18 protein-coding genes and 1 pseudogene are annotated in these 17,287 nt (G+C 63.6%); 17 read left to right on the top strand and 2 right to left on the bottom strand.

Annotated features, from left to right (window positions below; all coding sequences use genetic code 11):
• Nucleotides 1-31 precede the first annotated feature (31 nt).
• The 6 genes from EY713_RS03075 to EY713_RS03050 are packed head-to-tail and all read left to right on the top strand — an operon-like array spanning nt 32 to nt 6,052.
• Nucleotides 32-1,135 carry an ABC transporter ATP-binding protein gene (locus tag EY713_RS03075; protein ID WP_131113511.1) on the top strand — a complete coding sequence of 368 codons (1,104 nt, stop codon included), beginning with the start codon at nt 32-34 and terminating at the stop codon, nt 1,133-1,135.
• A 17-nt stretch (nt 1,136-1,152) separates the two neighbouring features.
• Nucleotides 1,153-2,529, top strand: coding sequence for an amidase (locus EY713_RS03070; RefSeq protein ID WP_131113510.1), 1,377 nt, complete (start codon nt 1,153-1,155; stop codon nt 2,527-2,529).
• A 49-nt stretch (nt 2,530-2,578) separates the two neighbouring features.
• A complete protein-coding gene (locus EY713_RS03065) occupies nt 2,579-3,460 on the top strand; it encodes a polysaccharide deacetylase family protein (protein ID WP_131113509.1) in 882 nt (293 codons plus the stop codon).
• Between the two features lie 6 nt (nt 3,461-3,466).
• Nucleotides 3,467-3,793, top strand: coding sequence for a hypothetical protein (locus EY713_RS03060; RefSeq protein ID WP_131113508.1), 327 nt, complete (start codon nt 3,467-3,469; stop codon nt 3,791-3,793).
• Nucleotides 3,790-4,815, top strand: coding sequence for a CobW family GTP-binding protein (locus EY713_RS03055; RefSeq protein ID WP_131113507.1), 1,026 nt, complete (start codon nt 3,790-3,792; stop codon nt 4,813-4,815). Before EY713_RS03060 ends, EY713_RS03055 begins: the two co-directional genes overlap by 4 nt.
• Nucleotides 4,816-4,819: 4 nt before the next feature.
• A complete protein-coding gene (locus tag EY713_RS03050; RefSeq protein WP_131113506.1) occupies nt 4,820-6,052 on the top strand; it encodes an ABC transporter substrate-binding protein in 1,233 nt (410 codons plus the stop codon).
• A gap of 34 nt (nt 6,053-6,086) precedes the next feature.
• Here the strand turns inward: EY713_RS03050 and pxpA are convergent, their stop codons facing one another.
• Entirely contained in the window at nt 6,087-6,812 is a 726-nt protein-coding gene (gene pxpA / locus EY713_RS03045; protein WP_131113505.1) for a 5-oxoprolinase subunit PxpA, read from the bottom strand.
• Nucleotides 6,813-6,916: 104 nt separating this feature from the next.
• Nucleotides 6,917-7,840 carry a LysR family transcriptional regulator gene (locus tag EY713_RS03040; protein ID WP_131113504.1) on the bottom strand — a complete coding sequence of 308 codons (924 nt, stop codon included), beginning with the start codon at nt 7,838-7,840 and terminating at the stop codon, nt 6,917-6,919.
• A 124-nt stretch (nt 7,841-7,964) separates the two neighbouring features.
• On the opposite strand from EY713_RS03040, the gene EY713_RS03035 reads away from it, so the two are divergent.
• From EY713_RS03035 to EY713_RS02990, 11 genes and pseudogenes are all read left to right on the top strand, one after another.
• Nucleotides 7,965-8,528 (top strand): biotin transporter BioY, encoded by a 564-nt coding sequence (locus EY713_RS03035; RefSeq protein ID WP_131113503.1) that lies wholly within the window; start codon nt 7,965-7,967, stop codon nt 8,526-8,528.
• Between the two features lie 34 nt (nt 8,529-8,562).
• Nucleotides 8,563-8,805, top strand: a complete 243-nt coding sequence (locus EY713_RS03030) for an acetyl-CoA carboxylase (protein ID WP_131113502.1) — start codon at nt 8,563-8,565, stop codon at nt 8,803-8,805.
• Nucleotides 8,806-8,810: 5 nt separating this feature from the next.
• Nucleotides 8,811-10,199: an acetyl-CoA carboxylase biotin carboxylase subunit gene (locus EY713_RS03025; RefSeq protein WP_131113501.1), complete on the top strand. Its 1,389-nt coding sequence runs from the start codon at nt 8,811-8,813 to the stop codon at nt 10,197-10,199.
• A complete protein-coding gene (locus tag EY713_RS03020) occupies nt 10,196-11,071 on the top strand; it encodes a 5-oxoprolinase subunit B family protein (protein WP_131113500.1) in 876 nt (291 codons plus the stop codon). The genes EY713_RS03025 and EY713_RS03020 overlap by 4 nt, the downstream gene beginning before the upstream one ends.
• On the top strand, nt 11,061-12,041 hold the full coding sequence (locus EY713_RS03015) for a 5-oxoprolinase subunit C family protein (RefSeq protein WP_131113499.1): 981 nt from the start codon (nt 11,061-11,063) through the stop codon (nt 12,039-12,041). Before EY713_RS03020 ends, EY713_RS03015 begins: the two co-directional genes overlap by 11 nt.
• 470 nt (nt 12,042-12,511) lie before the next feature.
• Nucleotides 12,512-12,598 (top strand): annotated as a pseudogene (locus EY713_RS23515) (GntR family transcriptional regulator); the annotation flags it as partial.
• Between the two features lie 147 nt (nt 12,599-12,745).
• Entirely contained in the window at nt 12,746-13,204 is a 459-nt protein-coding gene (locus tag EY713_RS23065) for an FCD domain-containing protein (RefSeq protein WP_245572873.1), read from the top strand.
• A gap of 343 nt (nt 13,205-13,547) precedes the next feature.
• Nucleotides 13,548-14,750, top strand: coding sequence for an ABC transporter substrate-binding protein (locus EY713_RS03005; RefSeq protein WP_165491011.1), 1,203 nt, complete (start codon nt 13,548-13,550; stop codon nt 14,748-14,750).
• Nucleotides 14,751-14,846: 96 nt separating this feature from the next.
• A complete protein-coding gene (locus EY713_RS03000) occupies nt 14,847-15,623 on the top strand; it encodes an ABC transporter ATP-binding protein (protein WP_131113496.1) in 777 nt (258 codons plus the stop codon).
• A complete protein-coding gene (locus EY713_RS02995; RefSeq protein ID WP_131113495.1) occupies nt 15,623-16,369 on the top strand; it encodes an ABC transporter ATP-binding protein in 747 nt (248 codons plus the stop codon). The genes EY713_RS03000 and EY713_RS02995 overlap by 1 nt, the downstream gene beginning before the upstream one ends.
• Nucleotides 16,366-17,280, top strand: a complete 915-nt coding sequence (locus tag EY713_RS02990; RefSeq protein ID WP_131113494.1) for a branched-chain amino acid ABC transporter permease — start codon at nt 16,366-16,368, stop codon at nt 17,278-17,280. Before EY713_RS02995 ends, EY713_RS02990 begins: the two co-directional genes overlap by 4 nt.
• The last annotated feature ends 7 nt before the right edge of the window (nt 17,281-17,287 follow it).

Genomic DNA, 17,287 nt, shown 5'->3' with positions numbered 1-17,287 from the left:
GGGAAGGTCGGAGCGGAAAGGGACAGCGGCCGTGACCTATGACGTGGAATTGATCGGAGTCGGGAAGACCTACGATAACGGGTCGCCGGCCGTGATCGACTTCGACCTCACTATCCAGAAGGGCGAGTTCATCGCTTTTCTGGGCCCGTCCGGCTGCGGCAAGACCACGACCTTGCGGATGATCGCGGGTTTCGAAACGATCACCTCGGGCGACATTTTCATCAAAGGCCAACGGATCAACGATCTGCCGCCGGAACGCCGGCCGACCTCGATGATCTTCCAGAATTATGCGCTGTTCCCTCATATGACCGTGCGCCGCAACGTCGGCTATGGGCTCGACGTAAAGGGCATGCCCCGCATCGAACGCGACGCCAAGGTCGAGCGCATCCTCGCGACCCTTGGCCTGACCGACATCGCGGATCAGAAACCCGATCGTCTCTCCGGCGGCCAGCGCCAGCGCATCGCGCTCGCGCGCGGTCTCGTGGTCGAGCCCGACATTCTGCTGCTCGACGAGCCGCTCGGCGCGCTCGACGCCAATCTTCGCAAAGCGATTCAGGCGGAACTGAAGCTGCTGCAGGTGAACCTCGGCATCACCTTTATTTTCGTGACGCATGCCCAGTCCGAGGCGCTCACCATGTCGGATCGGATCGTGGTGATGAACAATGGGCGTATCGAACAGATCTCGAGCCCGCGCGACCTTTACACCCGGCCGGACAGCCGCTTCGTGGCTCAGTTCATCGGGCGCAACACGATCCTGTCCGGGTCACTACAGGGCGTCGAGAACGGTCGCGGCCAGGTGCTGACGACATTCGGTCGTTTTTCAGGCGTGATGAACAAGCCGGTGGTGCCTGGCGCTCAGGCGTCCCTCGTGGTGCCGGCGGAGGCGTTCACCATGAACGCCGTCAGCGCGGGTCTCGCGGTCTCAAAGAGCGAACGGGGCAATGTGCTGCAGGCGACGATCGAAAGCCGTGACATGGTCGGTCCGATCGTCCGCTTCCTGCTCGCGATCGAAGGCGGCCAATCCGTCGCGCTGGAAGGCCATGTCGAGCGGTATGGCCAGGGATTTCCGACCGGCTCATCGGTGCATGTGTCGTGGGATGCAGCCAAGGCGACGATCATTCCGGCCGCCGCATGACGAAAGAGAGCGCAGACATGGAGGCGTTCCGCGGACGATCCATCCTCCAATTCGCGGCGGCCTTTGCCGGCGGTGGCCCCGATCCGGTTGAAGCGGCCGAGCAGGCGCTGCAAGCGATTGACGGCTGCACGGATCGATCTGTCTTTACGGTGACGACGCCCCTCCGGGCCAATGCGGAAGCCGCGGCTTCCGCGGCGCGCCATCGTGACGGACGTCCGCTCAGCCTGCTCGACGGCGTGCCGGTCGCTTGGAAGGACTTGTTCGATCTGAAAGGCCAGGTGACGCGGGCCGGTTCGGTCGTGCTCGACGAGGGTCCCGCAGCACAGGATGCAGCCCTCGTCACGCGGCTCGCCGAAGCAGGAGCCGTCACGATCGGTAAGGTCAACATGACCGAATTTGCCTATTCGGGGCTCGGCCTCAATCCGCATTACGGCACGCCGATCAATCCGTGGAGCCGGGACGAGCCGCGCGTCCCGGGTGGTTCGTCATCCGGCTCGGGTGTCGCTGTCGCGCTGGGCCTCGTGCCGATCGCGATCGGCAGCGATACGGGCGGCTCGGTCCGCATTCCGGCGGCCTATAATGGCGTGATCGGGTTCAAACCCTCGAGCGGTCGCTGGCCCATGGCGGGCGGCTTTCCCCTGTCTCTCACTCTGGATACGGCTGGCGTGCTCTGCCGCACGGTCGTCGATGCGGTGATCGTCGATGCGGCGGCGCGGGGCTTGGTGGTGCCCGATCTCCGTCGCGGCCGTATCGCGGGTCTGAGGCTCGTGGTGCCGACCAACGTTGTGTGGGACGGGATGGAGCCGGACGTTGCGCAGAATTTCGAGGCGGCTCTCGCGCGTCTGGCTGCTGCAGGTGCGACGATCGTGCGACGTCCGCTGCCGGTGCTGGACGCGATCGTGGCGCTGAACGCGAGCCATGGCCCGCTAGCGGCCGTCGATGCCTATCGGCTTCACAAGGACCGGCTGGCAAGCGATGCCGCGACCCGGATGGATCGCCGGGTCGTCAAGCGCCTCTTAAGCGGCCGGGCGATTGGGCCCGCTGCCGAGCAGGACATCCGGGCAACCCGCACGCGGCTGATCGACGAAACCTTGAGCCTGTTCGATGGCCAAACGCTCGTGGCGTTTCCGACGATCCCCCATGTGGCGCCTCCCATCGCGGCACTCGAGGCGGATGACGATCTCTTCGTCGCGACCAACACCAAGACGCTTCGCAACACCTTGCTGGGCAATTTCCTGGATTGGTGCGGCCTATCGATCCCCTCCGGATTCGATCACCAGGGCTTGCCGACCGCCTGTCTGCTGTCGGGCGGGCCGGGGTTTGATGACGATCTGCTGGCGACCGGGCTTGCGGCGGAGGCTCTGATCCGCGGCCCCGTCGCGAGCCCGCTCTAAGGCCTCCCGGCACGTCCGGGCCACGAGAAACCTGAAGAAAGGATACCCTATGGCAAAAGAAATTCTCTGCGGCTTCGGCATCGACGTGGATGCGGTCGCGGGCTGGCTCGGCTCCTATGGCGGCGAAGATTCGCCGGACGATATTTCGCGCGGCCTGTTCGCCGGCGAGGTCGGGAGCCCGCGTCTGCTCAAGATGTTCAACCGGCTCGGCATCAAGACGACCTGGTTCATCCCCGGCCATTCGATCGAGACCTTCCCCAAGGAGATGCAGGCTGTCGCGGATTCGGGTCACGAGATCGGCATTCACGGCTACAGCCACGAGAATCCGATCGCGATGACGCGCGAGCAGGAAACCGAAATTCTCGATAAATGTATCGAGCTCGTCACCAAGCTGTCGGGCAAGCGCCCGACCGGCTATGTGGCCCCTTGGTGGGAATTCTCGACCGTCACCAACGAGTTGCTGCTCGAACGCGGCATCAAATACGATCACTCCTTGATGCACCACGATCACCAACCCTACCGGGTGCGGGTTGGCGATAGCTGGACCAAGATCGATTATTCCAAGAAGCCGTCCGACTGGATGGTGCCGTTGAAGCGCGGCGAGGAAACCGACCTCATCGAAATCCCGGCGAGCTGGTACCTCGATGATCTGCCGCCCATGATGTTCATCAAAAAGGCACCGAACAGCCATGGCTTCGTCAACCCGCGCGACATCGAGCAGATGTGGCGCGATCAGTTCGATTGGGTGTATCGGGAATATGATTATGCGGTCTTTCCGATCACGATCCATCCGGATGTATCGGGCCGACCGCATGTGCTCATGATGCTGGAGCGTCTCTATCAGCATATGATCTCGCATCCGGGCGTGAAATTCGTGACCATGGACGAGATGGCGGACGACTATGCCAAGCGCGTCCCGCGCGGAAAGTAAGCCCTTATGTGCGCGCTCTGCGGTGTTCTCGGTGGTTCGGAGCATTGGGCCGATGCCTATGCGCGGCCCGGAGCTTTCACCCGCAACACCGGGCCGCTTGAGCGGCGCCGTGAGCGCGCTCGCCGCGTCAGCCATGCCAATCGCATCCTCGGCCATTTCGGCTTGAGCCTGTCGGACTGGCAGGGCAGCGCTTTTCTGCTGTCGACCCGCACCGGCAAGACCGAGATCGTCGACAACCTGAGCCATCTTTGGGTGGCGGCCGAGCATCTTCTCGGCCGTCCGGTCGATCCGCTGGACGCGGGGCTCCTCGACCGGATGGAGCGGCAGGCGTGAGCCAGATCCCCGATTTCACGCCCGTGATCCTGCTGACCGGCTTTCTCGGTTCCGGCAAGACAACCCTGCTGGCGCGTCTGTTGCAGGATCCCGCCTTGGCCGACACGGCCGTGCTGATCAACGAATTTGGTGAGGTCGGTCTCGACCACCACCTTCTCGACCGCATCGATGACACCATGGTGATGCTGTCGTCCGGCTGCCTCTGCTGCACGATCCGGGGGGAACTCGCCGATGCGATCAAGTCTTTGCAGTCGCGCCGTGCGCGCGGCGAGGTGCCGCCGTTCCGCCGTATCGTGATCGAGTCGACCGGCCTCGCCGACCCGCTTCCGGTCATCGCCACCATCACGGCCGACGCGGTGCTGAAGCACCATTTCCGCATGGGAGCCGTCGTCACCACGGTCGATGCCGTCAACGGCCGCGATCAACTGGCGCATCAGCCCGAGAGCGTGTCGCAGGCCGCCGTGGCCGATCGCCTGGTGCTGACCAAGACCGATCTTTGCGACCCCGAAGGGATCGAGGCCGTCGTCGCTGCGCTTCGGGTCATCAATCCGGATGCGCCGTTGATGATGGCACGCACCGACACGCTGGATGCCGAAGGCATCCTGAGCGAGCGGCCCGCGCTTACGGCGGCGATCGACGGTTTTCGCTGTGTCGCCGCACCGAGCCGCACGGGCGTTGGATCGGCTCACGGAGAGGACGTCTCGTCCGTTTCGCTGGTGGTGGACGGCCCGCTCGATTGGACGCTGTTCGGTTTGTGGCTGACCATGCTGCTCAACCGGCACGGTCGCCGCATTCTGCGGGTCAAGGGCTTGCTCAACGTCGAGGGGGCCGATACGCCGGTCGCGATCCACGGCGTGCAGCAACTCGTCCATGTCCCCACGCATCTCTCGGCATGGCCCAACGCGGATCGTCGCTCGCGGCTGGTGTTTATCACGCGGGGGCTCGATCCTGGCCTGATCGAGCGGTCGCTCGCTGCCTTCGGGCTCCTGCGCGACCCGCTCGCTCTCTCGTCGGCCGGCTGATCGTATGGCGCTTCGCGATCGGTCGCGTCCCCGTCTTGCCGCGCCGCGATCGTCTGGAAAGGCCGCGCGGCCTCATCTTCGTGTGCTCGGGACAGAGATCACCCTGATCGAGCCGCTGCGCCGGATGGCCGAAGACGAACTCGGCATCTCGCTCTCCTTCGAAAGCCTTGATTTTCTCTCGGCGCAGCGGAAGGCGGCGCTCGAGCCGGACAGCTACGACATCTACGATCAGTGTTTCCACAATCTCGATATCGTCTGGTTCTGGCGCGCGATCCAGCCGATCGACCTCAGTCGCATCGAGCGGTGGAGCGAGGTCAGCGACCTGACCAAACGCGGCAGGATCAGCCCGCTCGCCTCGCTCGGGCGCGGGGAGAACCCCAATAAGGTTCTCTATGTCCAACCCGACCTGTCGCTCGGCGAACGGCCATCCTCGCGCATCTCCATGCTCCCGACCGTTCATAATCTCGATGCCTTTGCCTACTTGCCGCATCTGTTTCCCGACCGACGGGCCGATGAGGCAAGCTGGGGCTGGTTGTTTGATCCGGAGATCCGGGGCCGGCTCGCGCTAGTGGACGAACCGGGGATCGGCGTCTTCGATGCCGCGATGGCGTTCGAGTCGCGCGGCGACATCCGCTTTGGCGATATGGGCAATATGACGATCGACGAGATCGACGGGCTGATGGGCCTGCTCTGGGCGCGCAAGAAGGAGGGTTTTTTTGCGGGCCTCTGGCGGACCGCGGCCCAGTCTGCGAGCGATATGATGTCCGGACAGGCCGGGATTGGCAGCATGTGGTCGCCTGGCATCGCCGCCGTGCAGCAGGCCGGCCGCACCCTGGCCGAAGCGGTACCGCGCGAAGGATATCGCGCGTGGCACGCCGGCCTTTGCCTGTCGTCACGCCTCGATGGCGATCTTCTCGACAGCGCCTATGCCTATCTGAACTGGTGGCTCGATGGAAAGCCGGGCGCTCTTCTGGCGCGGCAGGGCTTCTACATGTCGGTTCCGGGCCGCGTCCGCGCCGCGATGCCGGCGGCCGAATGGGCCTATTGGTACGCGGGCCAGCCGGCGCCCGCCTCGCTCCCGGACGTCGAGGGACGCCCGATGATCCCACAAGGCGCTGTGCGCCCCGGCGGCCCCTATTGGCAACGGGCCGAGCATATTGCCGTGTGGAACACGACGATGGACGAGTATAATTACTTGGCGCGGCGCTGGTCGAATTTTGCCGATGGGTTCAAATAAGGGATCGCCTGCGGCCGGGACCGGTCCGGTATCGTCAGGCGAGCCAGGGTTGCAGCGCCTCGCGGACCGCCTTGGCGAGCGGAACGGCCGTCGGCGTGTCGGAGTGGATGCAGAAACACTCCGCCGTCATGGGCAGACTGCGCCCGTTGATCGAGGTCGCGAGTCCATCCTGCGCGACCCGGACGGCGCGGCGTGCCGCTTCCGTAGGGTCCTTGGCCTCATGCTCCCGCGTGATGATGAGCGTGCCCTCGTCTGTATAGTCGAGGTCGGTGTAATATTCGGGAACGAAGGTCAAGCCCTTGGCCAGATAGGCGGGTTCATGCGCCGTGCCCGCCATGCCGAAGATCGGCACCCCGAATAACGCGACGGCTTCGGCGATGGCATCGGCGACCGCAGCCTCGCGGCTGGCCATTCCATAAAGCGCGCCGTGCGGTTTCACATGGTTGAGTGGCATGCCCTCGAGATCCAGGAAGGTTTTCAAGGCGCCGATCTGATAGATGAGGCACGCCACCAATTCGTCGTGACCCATCTTCATTTCGCGACGCCCGAAGCCCTGAAGATCGGGGAACGAGGGATGCGCCCCGACTTTGACGCCGTGCTGTTTGGCGAGGCGGACGGTGCGGCGCATCACGCTCGGGTCCGACGCATGGAAGCCGCAGGCCACGTTGGCGACATGGATCAGGGGCATGATCCCCTCGTCGTCGCCGCACCGAAACAGTCCGTAGGCCTCGCCCATATCGCAATTAAGAATAATGGCCATCTGCGGTCCTTCCAAACGCCTCGTTGCGAGACTCAACGATGCCGTGTCCAACGCGGAGGTCAAATCGGATTGTCAACCCTTGTCCATCGGACCAATCGATATCGTCAGGGCGAGCCAACAGTTTCCCCGCTCGATTGAAAGGCGCCTTGCATGAAATCGACGAAGGCGCGGGCCGCCTGTGTCACCGCCGTATCTTTCCTCCAGACAACACCCACATCCATCGTGGGCACAGGGTCCGCGATGTCGCGGGTCTCGATCCGCTGTGCCTCGATCGACCAGGGGCGATAGACCATGTCGGACAGGATCGTCACGCCGAGTCCGGCCGCCACCATCGATCGCACGGCTTCGACCGACGCCGTCCTGAACATGATGTTCGGACGGTGCGGCGTCTGTTCCCAATAGCGCGAGGCAGTGTCCAGCGCTTCGTCGACCGTCAGGGCCACATAGGGGTAGGCGGCAATCTCGGCGAGGCCGATCCGTTCGCATTTGAGCAAAGGATGATCGGCCGGCGCCCACAAGCTGCGGTTGGATCGAAACAGCGTCTTGAAGGCGAGGCGCGGATCGGGCGTGATGTTCGAGGTGAGCAGGATGGCGATCTCGCCGCTTCCGGCCATCACGTCGGCCTCGATGACGGCGCGGGAGGCTTCCCGGATCGTGAACTCCACATGCGGGAAGATGCGGCGGAAGCGGATCAGCAGGGGCGTGAGGAAATAGCCCGCGACCGTATAGGTGACGGCGATGTCGAGCCGGCCCTGAACCTTGCGGGGAATATCGCCCGACACGGCGAGCGCCTCGCTGCAGGACGCGATGACCTTACGGGCCAGCGGCAGAAACAGCGATCCCGCATGGGTCAAAGTCACGCCGCTCGATCGCCGCTCGAATAGAGGACCTCCCAAAATCGCTTCAAGTTGCTGGATCGATGCCGTCAGTGCCGATTGCGAGATATTATGCTCGACGGCGGCTCGGCTGATCTGCCGCGCCTCGGCGACCGCGAGAAAGTGGCGGATCTGTTTGAGTGAGAAACTCATCGGCGTCGAGGGCTCCAGGTCCTATATCGATCAGATCGATGCCTTGTCGCAAATTTTTCAATTTTACACGGCTGATCAGCGTGGCAAGTTCGGTGCCGTTCCATCGTCTCGGGGGAAGCCACGCATGTCGTCGTCGTCTCAGATCCGTGTCGCGGTCGCACGGCCCACTTCCATCGGAGCGCTCCGCGCGCTTGCTTCCATCGCGATCGGCTCGGCGCTTCTGGCCCTTGCGGCGCATGTCGCCGTTCCGTTCTGGCCGGTGCCGATCACGTTGCAGACCTTGGTGGTTCTCGGCCTCGGCATGGTGCTTGGCCCAAGCCTCGGGGTCGCGACAGTTCTGGCCTATCTGCTCGAAGGCTTGGCCGGGCTGCCGGTGTTCGCGCATGGTGCCGGGCTCGCGACCTTGCTCGGCCCGACCGGCGGCTACCTCATCGGTTATGTCGCGGCCGCCGGGGTCGCTGGCCTTGCGGCGCGGCGCGGCTGGCTGACGACGCCGGTTTCCACGCTGGCGGCCCTTGCGGCCGCCGACGCCATCGTCTTCGCGATCGGCGTTGCTTGGCTTGCGGCCCTGATCGGGTGGGACCGGGCAATCGCGGTCGGTCTGGTCCCGTTCTTGCTCGGTGAGGCGCTGAAGCTCGCTCTGCTGACGGCGGCCGCACAACTCTGGTTCGGCGCCCGCCGCGCCTGAGCCGCCCCTCCAGCGTGTCGATCGAAGGACGCCCATGGCCATCACCACCGTTCCGTGCCCGCTTCCGGGAACCTTCTATCGTCGCCCCTCGCCGGACCAGCCGCCTTTCAAGACCGAGGGCGACACCGTGGCGATCGGCGACACGATCGGCCTCGTGGAGGTGATGAAATCCTTCACGACCATCACGGCCGAGATTGCCGGGGTCGTGGCCAAGTTCCATGTCGACGACGAAGATCCCGTCATGGCGGGCGAACCGCTCTTCGATATCGAGGCCTGAGCGGCATGGCGCTCAAGAAGATCTTGGTCGCCAACCGGGGCGAGATCGCGGTCCGCATCATCAGGGCCGCGAAGGATCTCGGCATCGCGACCGTGCAGGTCTACAGCAAGGCCGACGCGCAGATGCTCGCGGTGCGGCTTGCCGACGAAGCGATCGAGATCGGGCCGGCGCATCCGGCAAAGTCCTACCTGAAGATCGACGCCATTCTGCAGGCCGCCTTCGCGACGGGCGCCGATGCCTTGCATCCCGGCTATGGGTTCCTGGCCGAGAACGCCGCTTTCGCCGAGGCTGTGGAAGCCGCCGGGCTCGTGTTCATCGGGCCGACAGCGGCGACGATCCGGACGATGGGCGACAAGGCTGCGGCGCGCGCGAGCGCCCAGGCCGCGGGTGTGCCGGTCGTGCCCGGCAGTGATGGCGTTCTCGATGATCTCGCGAGCGCACCGGCGCTGGCCGAGGCGATCGGCTATCCGGTGATGATCAAGGCGGCGGCCGGCGGCGGCGGACGCGGTATTCGCGTCGCGCGGAACCAGGACGAGCTCGAAGCCCTGCTGCCGCAGGCCAGCCAGGAGGCACGCGCCGCCTTCGGCGACGGCTCCCTGTATCTCGAGCGTTTCGTGGCCCGCGCCCGTCACGTCGAGGTGCAGATCCTCGGCGATGGTCGCTCGGCCATTCACCTGCACGAGCGCGAATGTTCCCTGCAGCGCCGTCGTCAGAAGGTGTGGGAGGAGGCGCCCGCCGCCGCCCTGCCACCGGACATCCGGGCAAAGCTCTGCGCTTCGGCGGTCAGGCTGGCGGAAGCCTGCCATTATCGGGGCGCCGGCACGCTCGAATATCTCTACGACGACGCCAGCCGCGAGTTCTTCTTCATCGAGATGAACACCCGCATTCAAGTCGAACATCCGGTAACCGAGATGGTGACCGGCATCGATCTCCTCAAAGCCATGATCCGTATCGCGGGCGGAGAACCGCTCGGCCTAACGCAAGCCGATATCGCGCTTCGTGGTCATGCGATCGAGGTGCGTATCAACGCCGAGGATGCCGCCAAGAATTTCCAACCCGATCCCGGCACCGTGACGGCCTTGACGGTGCCGGGCGGCTTCGGCGTCCGTTTCGATACGATGCTCTACCCAGGCTATACGGTTCCGCCGTTCTACGATTCGTTGCTGGGTAAGCTGGTGGTGTGGGACGACACCCGCGACGGCGCGATCCTGCGTCTTCGCCGTGCCCTCGGCGAACTCAGGGTCGAGGGCATCACCACGACGGCGCCGCTGCATGACGCGCTGGCGCGCGACCCCGATGTCCTGGCCGGCCGCGTCCATACGGGCTGGCTCGAAGGCTGGCTCTCGACCGCGTCGATCGACAGCCCATCAACCGCAGGAGGTGTCACGTCATGACCCCACGCTACTCATTCGGCGGCGACGAGCACATCTTCGTCGAGGTCGATCAAGACATGTCGCTCGACGCCTTCTTCAAAAGCTTGTTCCTCTGCAACGCCATCCGCGAAGCGCGTATAACCGGGGTCACAGAAATCTGCCCGGCAAACGCGTCGTTTCAGGTCAAATTCAACCCCGACATCATCGCGCCCGACGACCTTATGCGCGAGATCAAGGCTCTCGAGGCTGCAAGCGGGCAAGCCGAGCCGGTGCTGGCCACCCGCATCGTCGAAATACCGGTTTTCTACAACGACCCCTGGACCCATGAGACCCTGATGCGGTTTCGCGAGCGGCATCAGGAACCGGGCGGCGATGACCTCGACTATGCCGCCAAGCTGAACGGCTATGCCAGCGTGCCCGACTTCATCGCGGCCCATGCGGGATCGCCCTGGTTCGTCTCGATGGTCGGCTTCGTGGCGGGTCTCCCGTTCATGTATCAGATGGTCGAACGCCAGCGGCAGATCGAAGTACCGAAATACCTGCGTCCACGCACCGACACTCCGAAATTGACGGTCGGCCATGGCGGCTGCTTCGGCTGCATCTATTCGGTTCGTGGCGCCGGCGGATACCAGATGTTCGGCATTACGCCGATGCCGATCTACGATCCAAAGCAGGAGATCGGCTACCTTCGCGAGACCATGACGTTCTTCAAACCCGGCGACATCGTTCGGTTCAAACCAGTCGATCGCGAGGCCTATGATCAAGCCGTGCGGGAGGTCGACGCCGGCCGCTTCGATCCGCTGATCCGTCCCGTGACCTTCGACCTGCGGGAGTTCAGCACGGACCCGACGGCCTATAATCAGACCCTCGATGGAGCGCTCCATGGCCATTAAGGTTCAAAAACCCGGCCTCGCGACATCCGTCCAGGATCTTGGCCGACCCGGCTATTACGACGTCGGCATCCCACTCTCGGGCGCTTTGGACCGCTTCGCCTTGCGTTGCGCCAACATGTTGGTTGGCAATGACGAGGGGGCGGCCGCGCTCGAATGCACGTTCCTAGGGCCGGAACTTCTGTTCACGACGCCTGCGGTCCTGGCCGTGACGGGCGCCGAACTACCGCCCAAGGTCGACGGGGTCGCGCAGCCGACCTGGACAAGCTTCCCGATCGAGGCCGGGCAGGTCCTGTCGTTCGATTTTCTGAAACGCGGCGCGCGCGCTTATCTGGCGGTGTCGGGCGGTATCGACGTCCCGGTGGTGCTCGGAAGCCGCTCGACCTATGCGCTCGGCGCTTTGGGCGGCTACGAGGGGCGTCCGTTGAAGGTCGGCGATGATGTGGCCGTGGGGGAAGCGGCAGGCAATTCTTCACCGGGAGCATCGATTCCGGAGCATCTGCGGCGTGGGGCCGTGCCCAGCCCCACCCTGCGGATGCTTCCTGGCCTCTACGAGCATCGCATCACGCCGGAGGCGTCCAAGCGCTTCTTCGCCGATACATGGAAGGTCGCGCCGGAAGCCGATCGCATCGGCTACCGCTTTCGTGGTGGGGCGCCGCTGACTTTCGTCGAGCGAACGCCACCCTTCGGCGCCGGCTCCGATCCAAGCAACATCGTCGACAGCTGCTATCCCTATGGCTCGATCCAGGTGCCGGGCGGGACCGAACCGATCGTGCTGCACCGCGATGCGGTTTCGGGTGGCGGCTATTTTATGCTCGGGACTGTGATCTCAGCCGATATGGACTTCATCGGGCAGTTACAGCCGCATTCCAAAATACAATTCGTGCCGGTCGACATGGCTGCGGCTCTGGCGGCGCGGCGCGAGCGAGCGGGCGTGTTGGAGGCGGTGCGGCACCATCTCGGTCCTGTATAATCGTCGCCTTTTTTAGCTCGTCGAAGTGTCGCTCAAGTCTTGACCGAGCGGCGACGAGGCTTGGTCTCATGTCGTCGTGGACGACGTCGCCGCGCTCGGGCGTGTGTGTTGGCTGAACCGCGCGCGGCAGAGCCATGACTGATTCGCTCTTCAAGCGGTTATAGACTTGCAACGTTCGTGGCGTTTTTCTTCGATTCTTCGCAAGTGATCTTGCCGTATCAGCCAATAGCAAGAATCGGTCAGATTGATCAGCAAATAAGCATATTATAGAGCAATATTTCTGCATCAATTCGACTTGACGTTCGCAACTGGCAAACTAATCTGTCCACAGTCCGCGCGTCATTCTGTCTCTCGCGCAATCGAAAAGGCAACCTGTGATCACGGCTCTCGACCACGGATCGCTTCAGGGGAGGTCTCCAATCGCGGAGACGCTGACGCTGTCCGATCAGGTTCGACGTCATCTTCTCGAAATGATGACGACCGGGCTTTTGCGGCCGGGCGATCGGATCAACGAAGCGGGTTTAGCGCGGCGGTTGGGCATCAGTCGAAATCCCATTCGCGAGGCCGTCTCGGGATTGGCTGAACGGGGCTATCTCGTGGCTCTCCCGAGGCGTGGCCACTGCCTCCGACGCTTTGCGATCGAGGACGTCGAGGATATTTTTGCGTTCCGCACCTGCGTCGAGTCTTTTGCGATCAGACAAGCCATGCCGCGCATCGGCAAGACCGATCTCGTCAGTCTCGAAGCGATATTGGGCGAGATGATTGCTGCTGCTGAGACCAATCGCGTCGGGGATGTTCGGCAATGGGACCTGACGTTTCATCGTCGCCTTTGCGAGATGTCGAACAACCGCCAAACACTTCGAGCGTATGACGGGATCGAAACGGAAATTTCGATGCTGATCGCCTGCGTGGACCTCGAACAGGAGAGTCTGATGGACTCGGCACTGATTCATGTTCCGATTGTCGATGCGCTGCGGCTGGGCGACGTGGATGCTGCCGTTTTGACGATGGAGCGGCATATCGCGTCGACCTGGGCCGACGTTCGGGACATCTACAAAAAGGTGAGCCTTGCGCATCCGGATGGCGCGGCGCCGCTGCCGACGACGCGTCCACCTGCAAGAACATCAACGCCCACCCTCAAGCAGCGGGAGTTGGTGGAATGAAGTTTGCAAAGAACAGAATGTATGTCGAAAGTTACATCAAGTGTCATAATTGCGGGATCCTCATTTTCGAGGGATCGCTGACCGATAAGACCGAATCCGTGACGTTGAACGGAGTTCGTTACTGTTCCGCGTGGTGCGTCTCCTGGGAAACGGAACGCACTGTAAGACTCGAAGCTGAAGCAGTCGCCAACTAGGCGCCTTCTTTTTCTCGATCAGGTTCATCGAAGCTCAAACCGAGGCGGCACGACAGCGTGTCCGTGAACGGAGGGGTGTGTCGTGCGACTGCCTGGTCGTATCGGCTTCAACAGCAAGGCGCCGCGCCGTTATCGTCATGGAGGGTAAGATGAAGATCAAAGCATCGATACTGGGACTGGCTTGCAGCGTTCTCGTCTTAGGTGGCGCCCAGAGGGCGGCAGCGGCCGACGGGGTGACGATCGGTATGGCGGTGGCCTTCTCGGGCTGGATGGAGGCTTATGATGGCGAAGCCGCCAAAATGGCTCAATTGTGGATCGAGCAAACCAACGCGAAAGGCGGTCTGCTCGGTCAGCCCATCAAGGTGATCTCGGGCGACACCAAGACCGACCGCGTCGAGGGCGCCAAGGTTGGCCAGGATCTCGTCAAACAGGGCGCCAACCTGCTTCTGGTGTCGGCCGATTACGACTATGGCGCACCGGCCGCGCTTCAGGCGCAGAAAGCCAAAATTATATCGGTTTTCATGGGAGCGTCGGATCCCAAGGCGGGTGTGGTCGGGGTCGGGCCGTATTCGTTCACGGCCAACAACGCTGGCCAGCTCGAAGGCGCCATCATGGCGGATTGGGGCTACCAGAAGAAGAACTTGCGTAAGGGTTATATGCTGGTCGACGAGACGATCGAATATAATAAGTCGGTCTGCGCCGGCTACAATTGGTCGCTCAAGAACGACAAGGGCACGGTCGTCGGGCAGGATACGTTCAAGGGTCTCGACCCCACGATCAGCTCGCAGATTACGCGGTTGAGCGAAGCGATCCGCAACGACGGCGTCGATCACATCATGCTCTGCTCGACCAATCCCGGCGCCGCCAGCTCGGTGCGCCAACTGAGGGCCGCCGGCATCACTCTGCCGATCTTCAGCGCGACCGCGATGGATGGCACTTATTGGTTGAATTCGGTGCCGGGCCTGAAGGATTTCTACCTTCCCTCGCAGGCCCTCGCGGTCAACGACCCGCGTCCCGCCGTGAACGAGATTTCGGCCGCCTTCGAGAAGAAGTTCGGCAAGCCGCCGACCACGCAATATGCCTATCCGATCTACGCATTCCTTGATCTCTGGGCCAAAGCCGTGACCGAGGCGAAGACCACCGATGCGGCCATCGTGGTGGCCGAGATGAACAAGCTGAAGGATGCGCCGACAGTGCTCGGGCCACGCACCTTTACGCCGAAGCTGCATGTGCAGATCGACATGCCGATGTTCGTGATGTCCTACGCGGACGGCAAGGAAACGCCCGGCGAGGAATGGCGCATCAAGGACACGATCCCCGATGCGGTCCTCTACCGCTTGAAGGGGAACTGAGCCGGCTCACACCACAAATCCGCCGGCCTGCACGGGCCGGCGGAGACCTCGCCGCATCGCGGCGCTCCCTCTCATCGATCCACTTTCGCGAAAGCCATGACCCAGATCGCGACCCTAACCAGATTGTCGAAGGCCGACCCAGGCGACACCAATGCCTCGGAACTGACGGCCGACCGTTTGGCCGTCCGGTTCCAGGGCCTGGCCGCGATCGCTGACGTCAGCCTCACGGTTCAGCGCCACGAAGTCTTTGGTCTGATCGGCCCCAACGGGGCCGGCAAGACGACGCTGGTCAATTGCCTGACGGGCTTCCAGGCACCCACCGAAGGCCGCGTGCTGCTCGGTCGGGAGAGCACGGCAGGATGGTCGGCGGTCCGTTTTCGCGAGCGTGGCGTCGCCCGCACGTTTCAGGCCGGTCGGCTATTCAAGGAGCTGTCGGTGCTCGAAAATGTCGAGGTCACGGGCGTTGGGCTCGGCCTTGGTCGGCGGGCCGCCGCGAGCCACGCGCATGAGATGCTGGCCTGGGTCGGCCTGCCCGATAAAGCAACTCTCCCGGCGGGGGCGCTCCCCTATACGGACCAGCGCCGGCTATCGATCGCCCGCGCCATGGTCCTGTCGCCGGCCTTCGTGCTCCTCGATGAGCCGGCCGCCGGCATGTCGGATGCCGAATGCGAGGACCTGATGGTGCTGGTCGCGGCCATTCCGAAAACCTTCACCTGCGGGGTGCTGCTGATCGAACACAACATGCGGGTCGTGATGGGCATTTCGGATCGAATCCACGTGCTCGACGGCGGTCGCACGCTCGCCGAAGGAACGCCCGCTGAAATTCAGCGAGACGCGGCCGTGATGGCGGCTTATCTCGGAATGGAGGCCTGATGTCGGCTCTGCTGGAAGTCGATGGGCTCCACGTCCGTTATGGCGATCTGGCCGCCCTCCGGGGCATCTCGCTCCGGGTGAACGAAGGCGAGGTTGTCTGCATCATCGGCCCGAACGGCGCGGGTAAGTCGACGGCCCTGGCGGCGATCGCCGGTGGCGTGGCACCGTCGGCGGGCGAGATCCGCTTCGATGGCGAGAGCGTCGTGGGTCGTCGGCCGGAATATATCGCGCGGCGCCGCGTGTCGCTGGTGCCAGAGGGCCGGCATATCTTCGGCACCCTGACGGTCGAGGAGAACCTCCGGATCGGCGGCTATATGCGGGGCAATCGCCGCGAGGCGCTCGACGACATGGAGCGGCTTCTGATGATCTTTCCGCGGCTGCGGGAGCGTTTGACCTATCCGGCCGGCCGCCTGTCGGGGGGCGAGCAGCAGATGCTGGCGGTCGCCCGCGCCGTGATGACACGGCCGAGGCTGCTGCTGGTCGACGAACCCTCACTCGGCCTTGCGCCCCTGATCGTCGACCAGATCTACGAGACACTGCTCGATCTTCGCAAGCGCGAGAACCTGACGCTGCTGATCAACGAGCAGAGTTCGACCCGCATCCTGAAACATGCCGATCGGATCTATGTGCTGCGCGGTGGCCAGGTGCAGCTCGAAGGGCGCGCTGCCGATCTGCGCGACGGCGAAGCCATCAAACATGCCTATTTCGGCTTCGGGGCGTCGCAGACGACGGAGACTGCGGCATGATCCAATTCATCCAAAACCTCATCGACGCGGTGGCGCTCGGCAGCATCTATGCGCTCGTGGCGCTCGGCATCGGGTTGCTGTTCGGCATTCTTCGGCTGATCAACTTCGCTCATGGCGACATGATCACGATCGGCTGTTACGCGCTGATCGTTCCCTCGGCCGATGTGACCGCGCATCTCCTCATCGGCGGTTGGACACCCCTTGCGGTGATTCCCGCCATCGCGGTCATCGTGGTCGCGGCAGCCCTGCTGACCGAGGCGCTCGTGTTTCGCCCGCTGCGGCGGGCCTCGTCCCCGACCCTGATGATCGCCTCCTTTGCGGTCAGCTACATCATCCAGAACGGCATCCTGATCGCTTACGGCGCGCGTCCCAAAGCGGTCGACTTCTGGAGCGGCGCGAACACGCAAGTGATGATCGGCGACCTGCGGATCCCGATGCTGCAGCTCATCACGCTCACGGTCACGCTGGTTCTAATGGTGGGCTTGAGCCTGTTCCTCAAGCGGACTTCCTATGGGGTACAGATGCGGGCCGCGGCCGAAGATTTCAAAACGGCTCAATATCTCGGCGTGCGCGGCAATGTGGTGATCGGCCTCGCCTTCGCGATCAGCGGTATTCTGGCGGCGGCCGTGTCGCTGCTCACCATCACGCAATCCGGTTCGCTCACCAATACGATGGGGGTGCCGCTCGCGCTCTTCGCTTTCGTGGCTGTGGTGATCGGCGGGATGGGAAACCTCGTCGGCGCCGTCGCGGGCGGATTCCTGATCGGCATCGTGCTGACCATGCTGCAGGCCTATCTGCCGCCGGAGCTTCGAGCCTTCCGCGACGCCTTCGCGTTCGCGTTCGTGATTCTGGTTTTGCTGGTGCGACCGAGCGGGTTGATCCCGGCCCGCAACATCATCGAACGCGTGTAGGCGAGAC

The organism is Lichenihabitans psoromatis (assembly GCF_004323635.1).
Taxonomy (GTDB): domain Bacteria; phylum Pseudomonadota; class Alphaproteobacteria; order Rhizobiales; family Beijerinckiaceae; genus Lichenihabitans; species Lichenihabitans psoromatis.
The sequence above is the reverse complement of the archived record's forward strand: the minus strand, read 5'-3'. Positions and strand labels throughout refer to the sequence as shown.

Coding starts and splice junctions, on each gene's coding strand:
- EY713_RS03070 (WP_131113510.1), top strand. CDS start 1,153: ATGGAGGCGTTCCGCGGACGATCCATCCTCCAATTCGCGGCGGCCTTT.
- EY713_RS03060 (WP_131113508.1), top strand. CDS start 3,467: ATGTGCGCGCTCTGCGGTGTTCTCGGTGGTTCGGAGCATTGGGCCGAT.
- pxpA (WP_131113505.1), bottom strand. CDS start 6,812: ATGGCCATTATTCTTAATTGCGATATGGGCGAGGCCTACGGACTGTTT.
- EY713_RS03020 (WP_131113500.1), top strand. CDS start 10,196: ATGACCCCACGCTACTCATTCGGCGGCGACGAGCACATCTTCGTCGAG.
- EY713_RS03065 (WP_131113509.1), top strand. CDS start 2,579: ATGGCAAAAGAAATTCTCTGCGGCTTCGGCATCGACGTGGATGCGGTC.
- EY713_RS03040 (WP_131113504.1), bottom strand. CDS start 7,840: ATGAGTTTCTCACTCAAACAGATCCGCCACTTTCTCGCGGTCGCCGAG.
- EY713_RS03030 (WP_131113502.1), top strand. CDS start 8,563: ATGGCCATCACCACCGTTCCGTGCCCGCTTCCGGGAACCTTCTATCGT.
- EY713_RS03000 (WP_131113496.1), top strand. CDS start 14,847: ATGACCCAGATCGCGACCCTAACCAGATTGTCGAAGGCCGACCCAGGC.
- EY713_RS23065 (WP_245572873.1), top strand. CDS start 12,746: ATGCCGCGCATCGGCAAGACCGATCTCGTCAGTCTCGAAGCGATATTG.
- EY713_RS03050 (WP_131113506.1), top strand. CDS start 4,820: ATGGCGCTTCGCGATCGGTCGCGTCCCCGTCTTGCCGCGCCGCGATCG.
- EY713_RS02990 (WP_131113494.1), top strand. CDS start 16,366: ATGATCCAATTCATCCAAAACCTCATCGACGCGGTGGCGCTCGGCAGC.
- EY713_RS03005 (WP_165491011.1), top strand. CDS start 13,548: ATGAAGATCAAAGCATCGATACTGGGACTGGCTTGCAGCGTTCTCGTC.
- EY713_RS03025 (WP_131113501.1), top strand. CDS start 8,811: ATGGCGCTCAAGAAGATCTTGGTCGCCAACCGGGGCGAGATCGCGGTC.
- EY713_RS03015 (WP_131113499.1), top strand. CDS start 11,061: ATGGCCATTAAGGTTCAAAAACCCGGCCTCGCGACATCCGTCCAGGAT.
- EY713_RS02995 (WP_131113495.1), top strand. CDS start 15,623: ATGTCGGCTCTGCTGGAAGTCGATGGGCTCCACGTCCGTTATGGCGAT.
- EY713_RS03035 (WP_131113503.1), top strand. CDS start 7,965: ATGTCGTCGTCGTCTCAGATCCGTGTCGCGGTCGCACGGCCCACTTCC.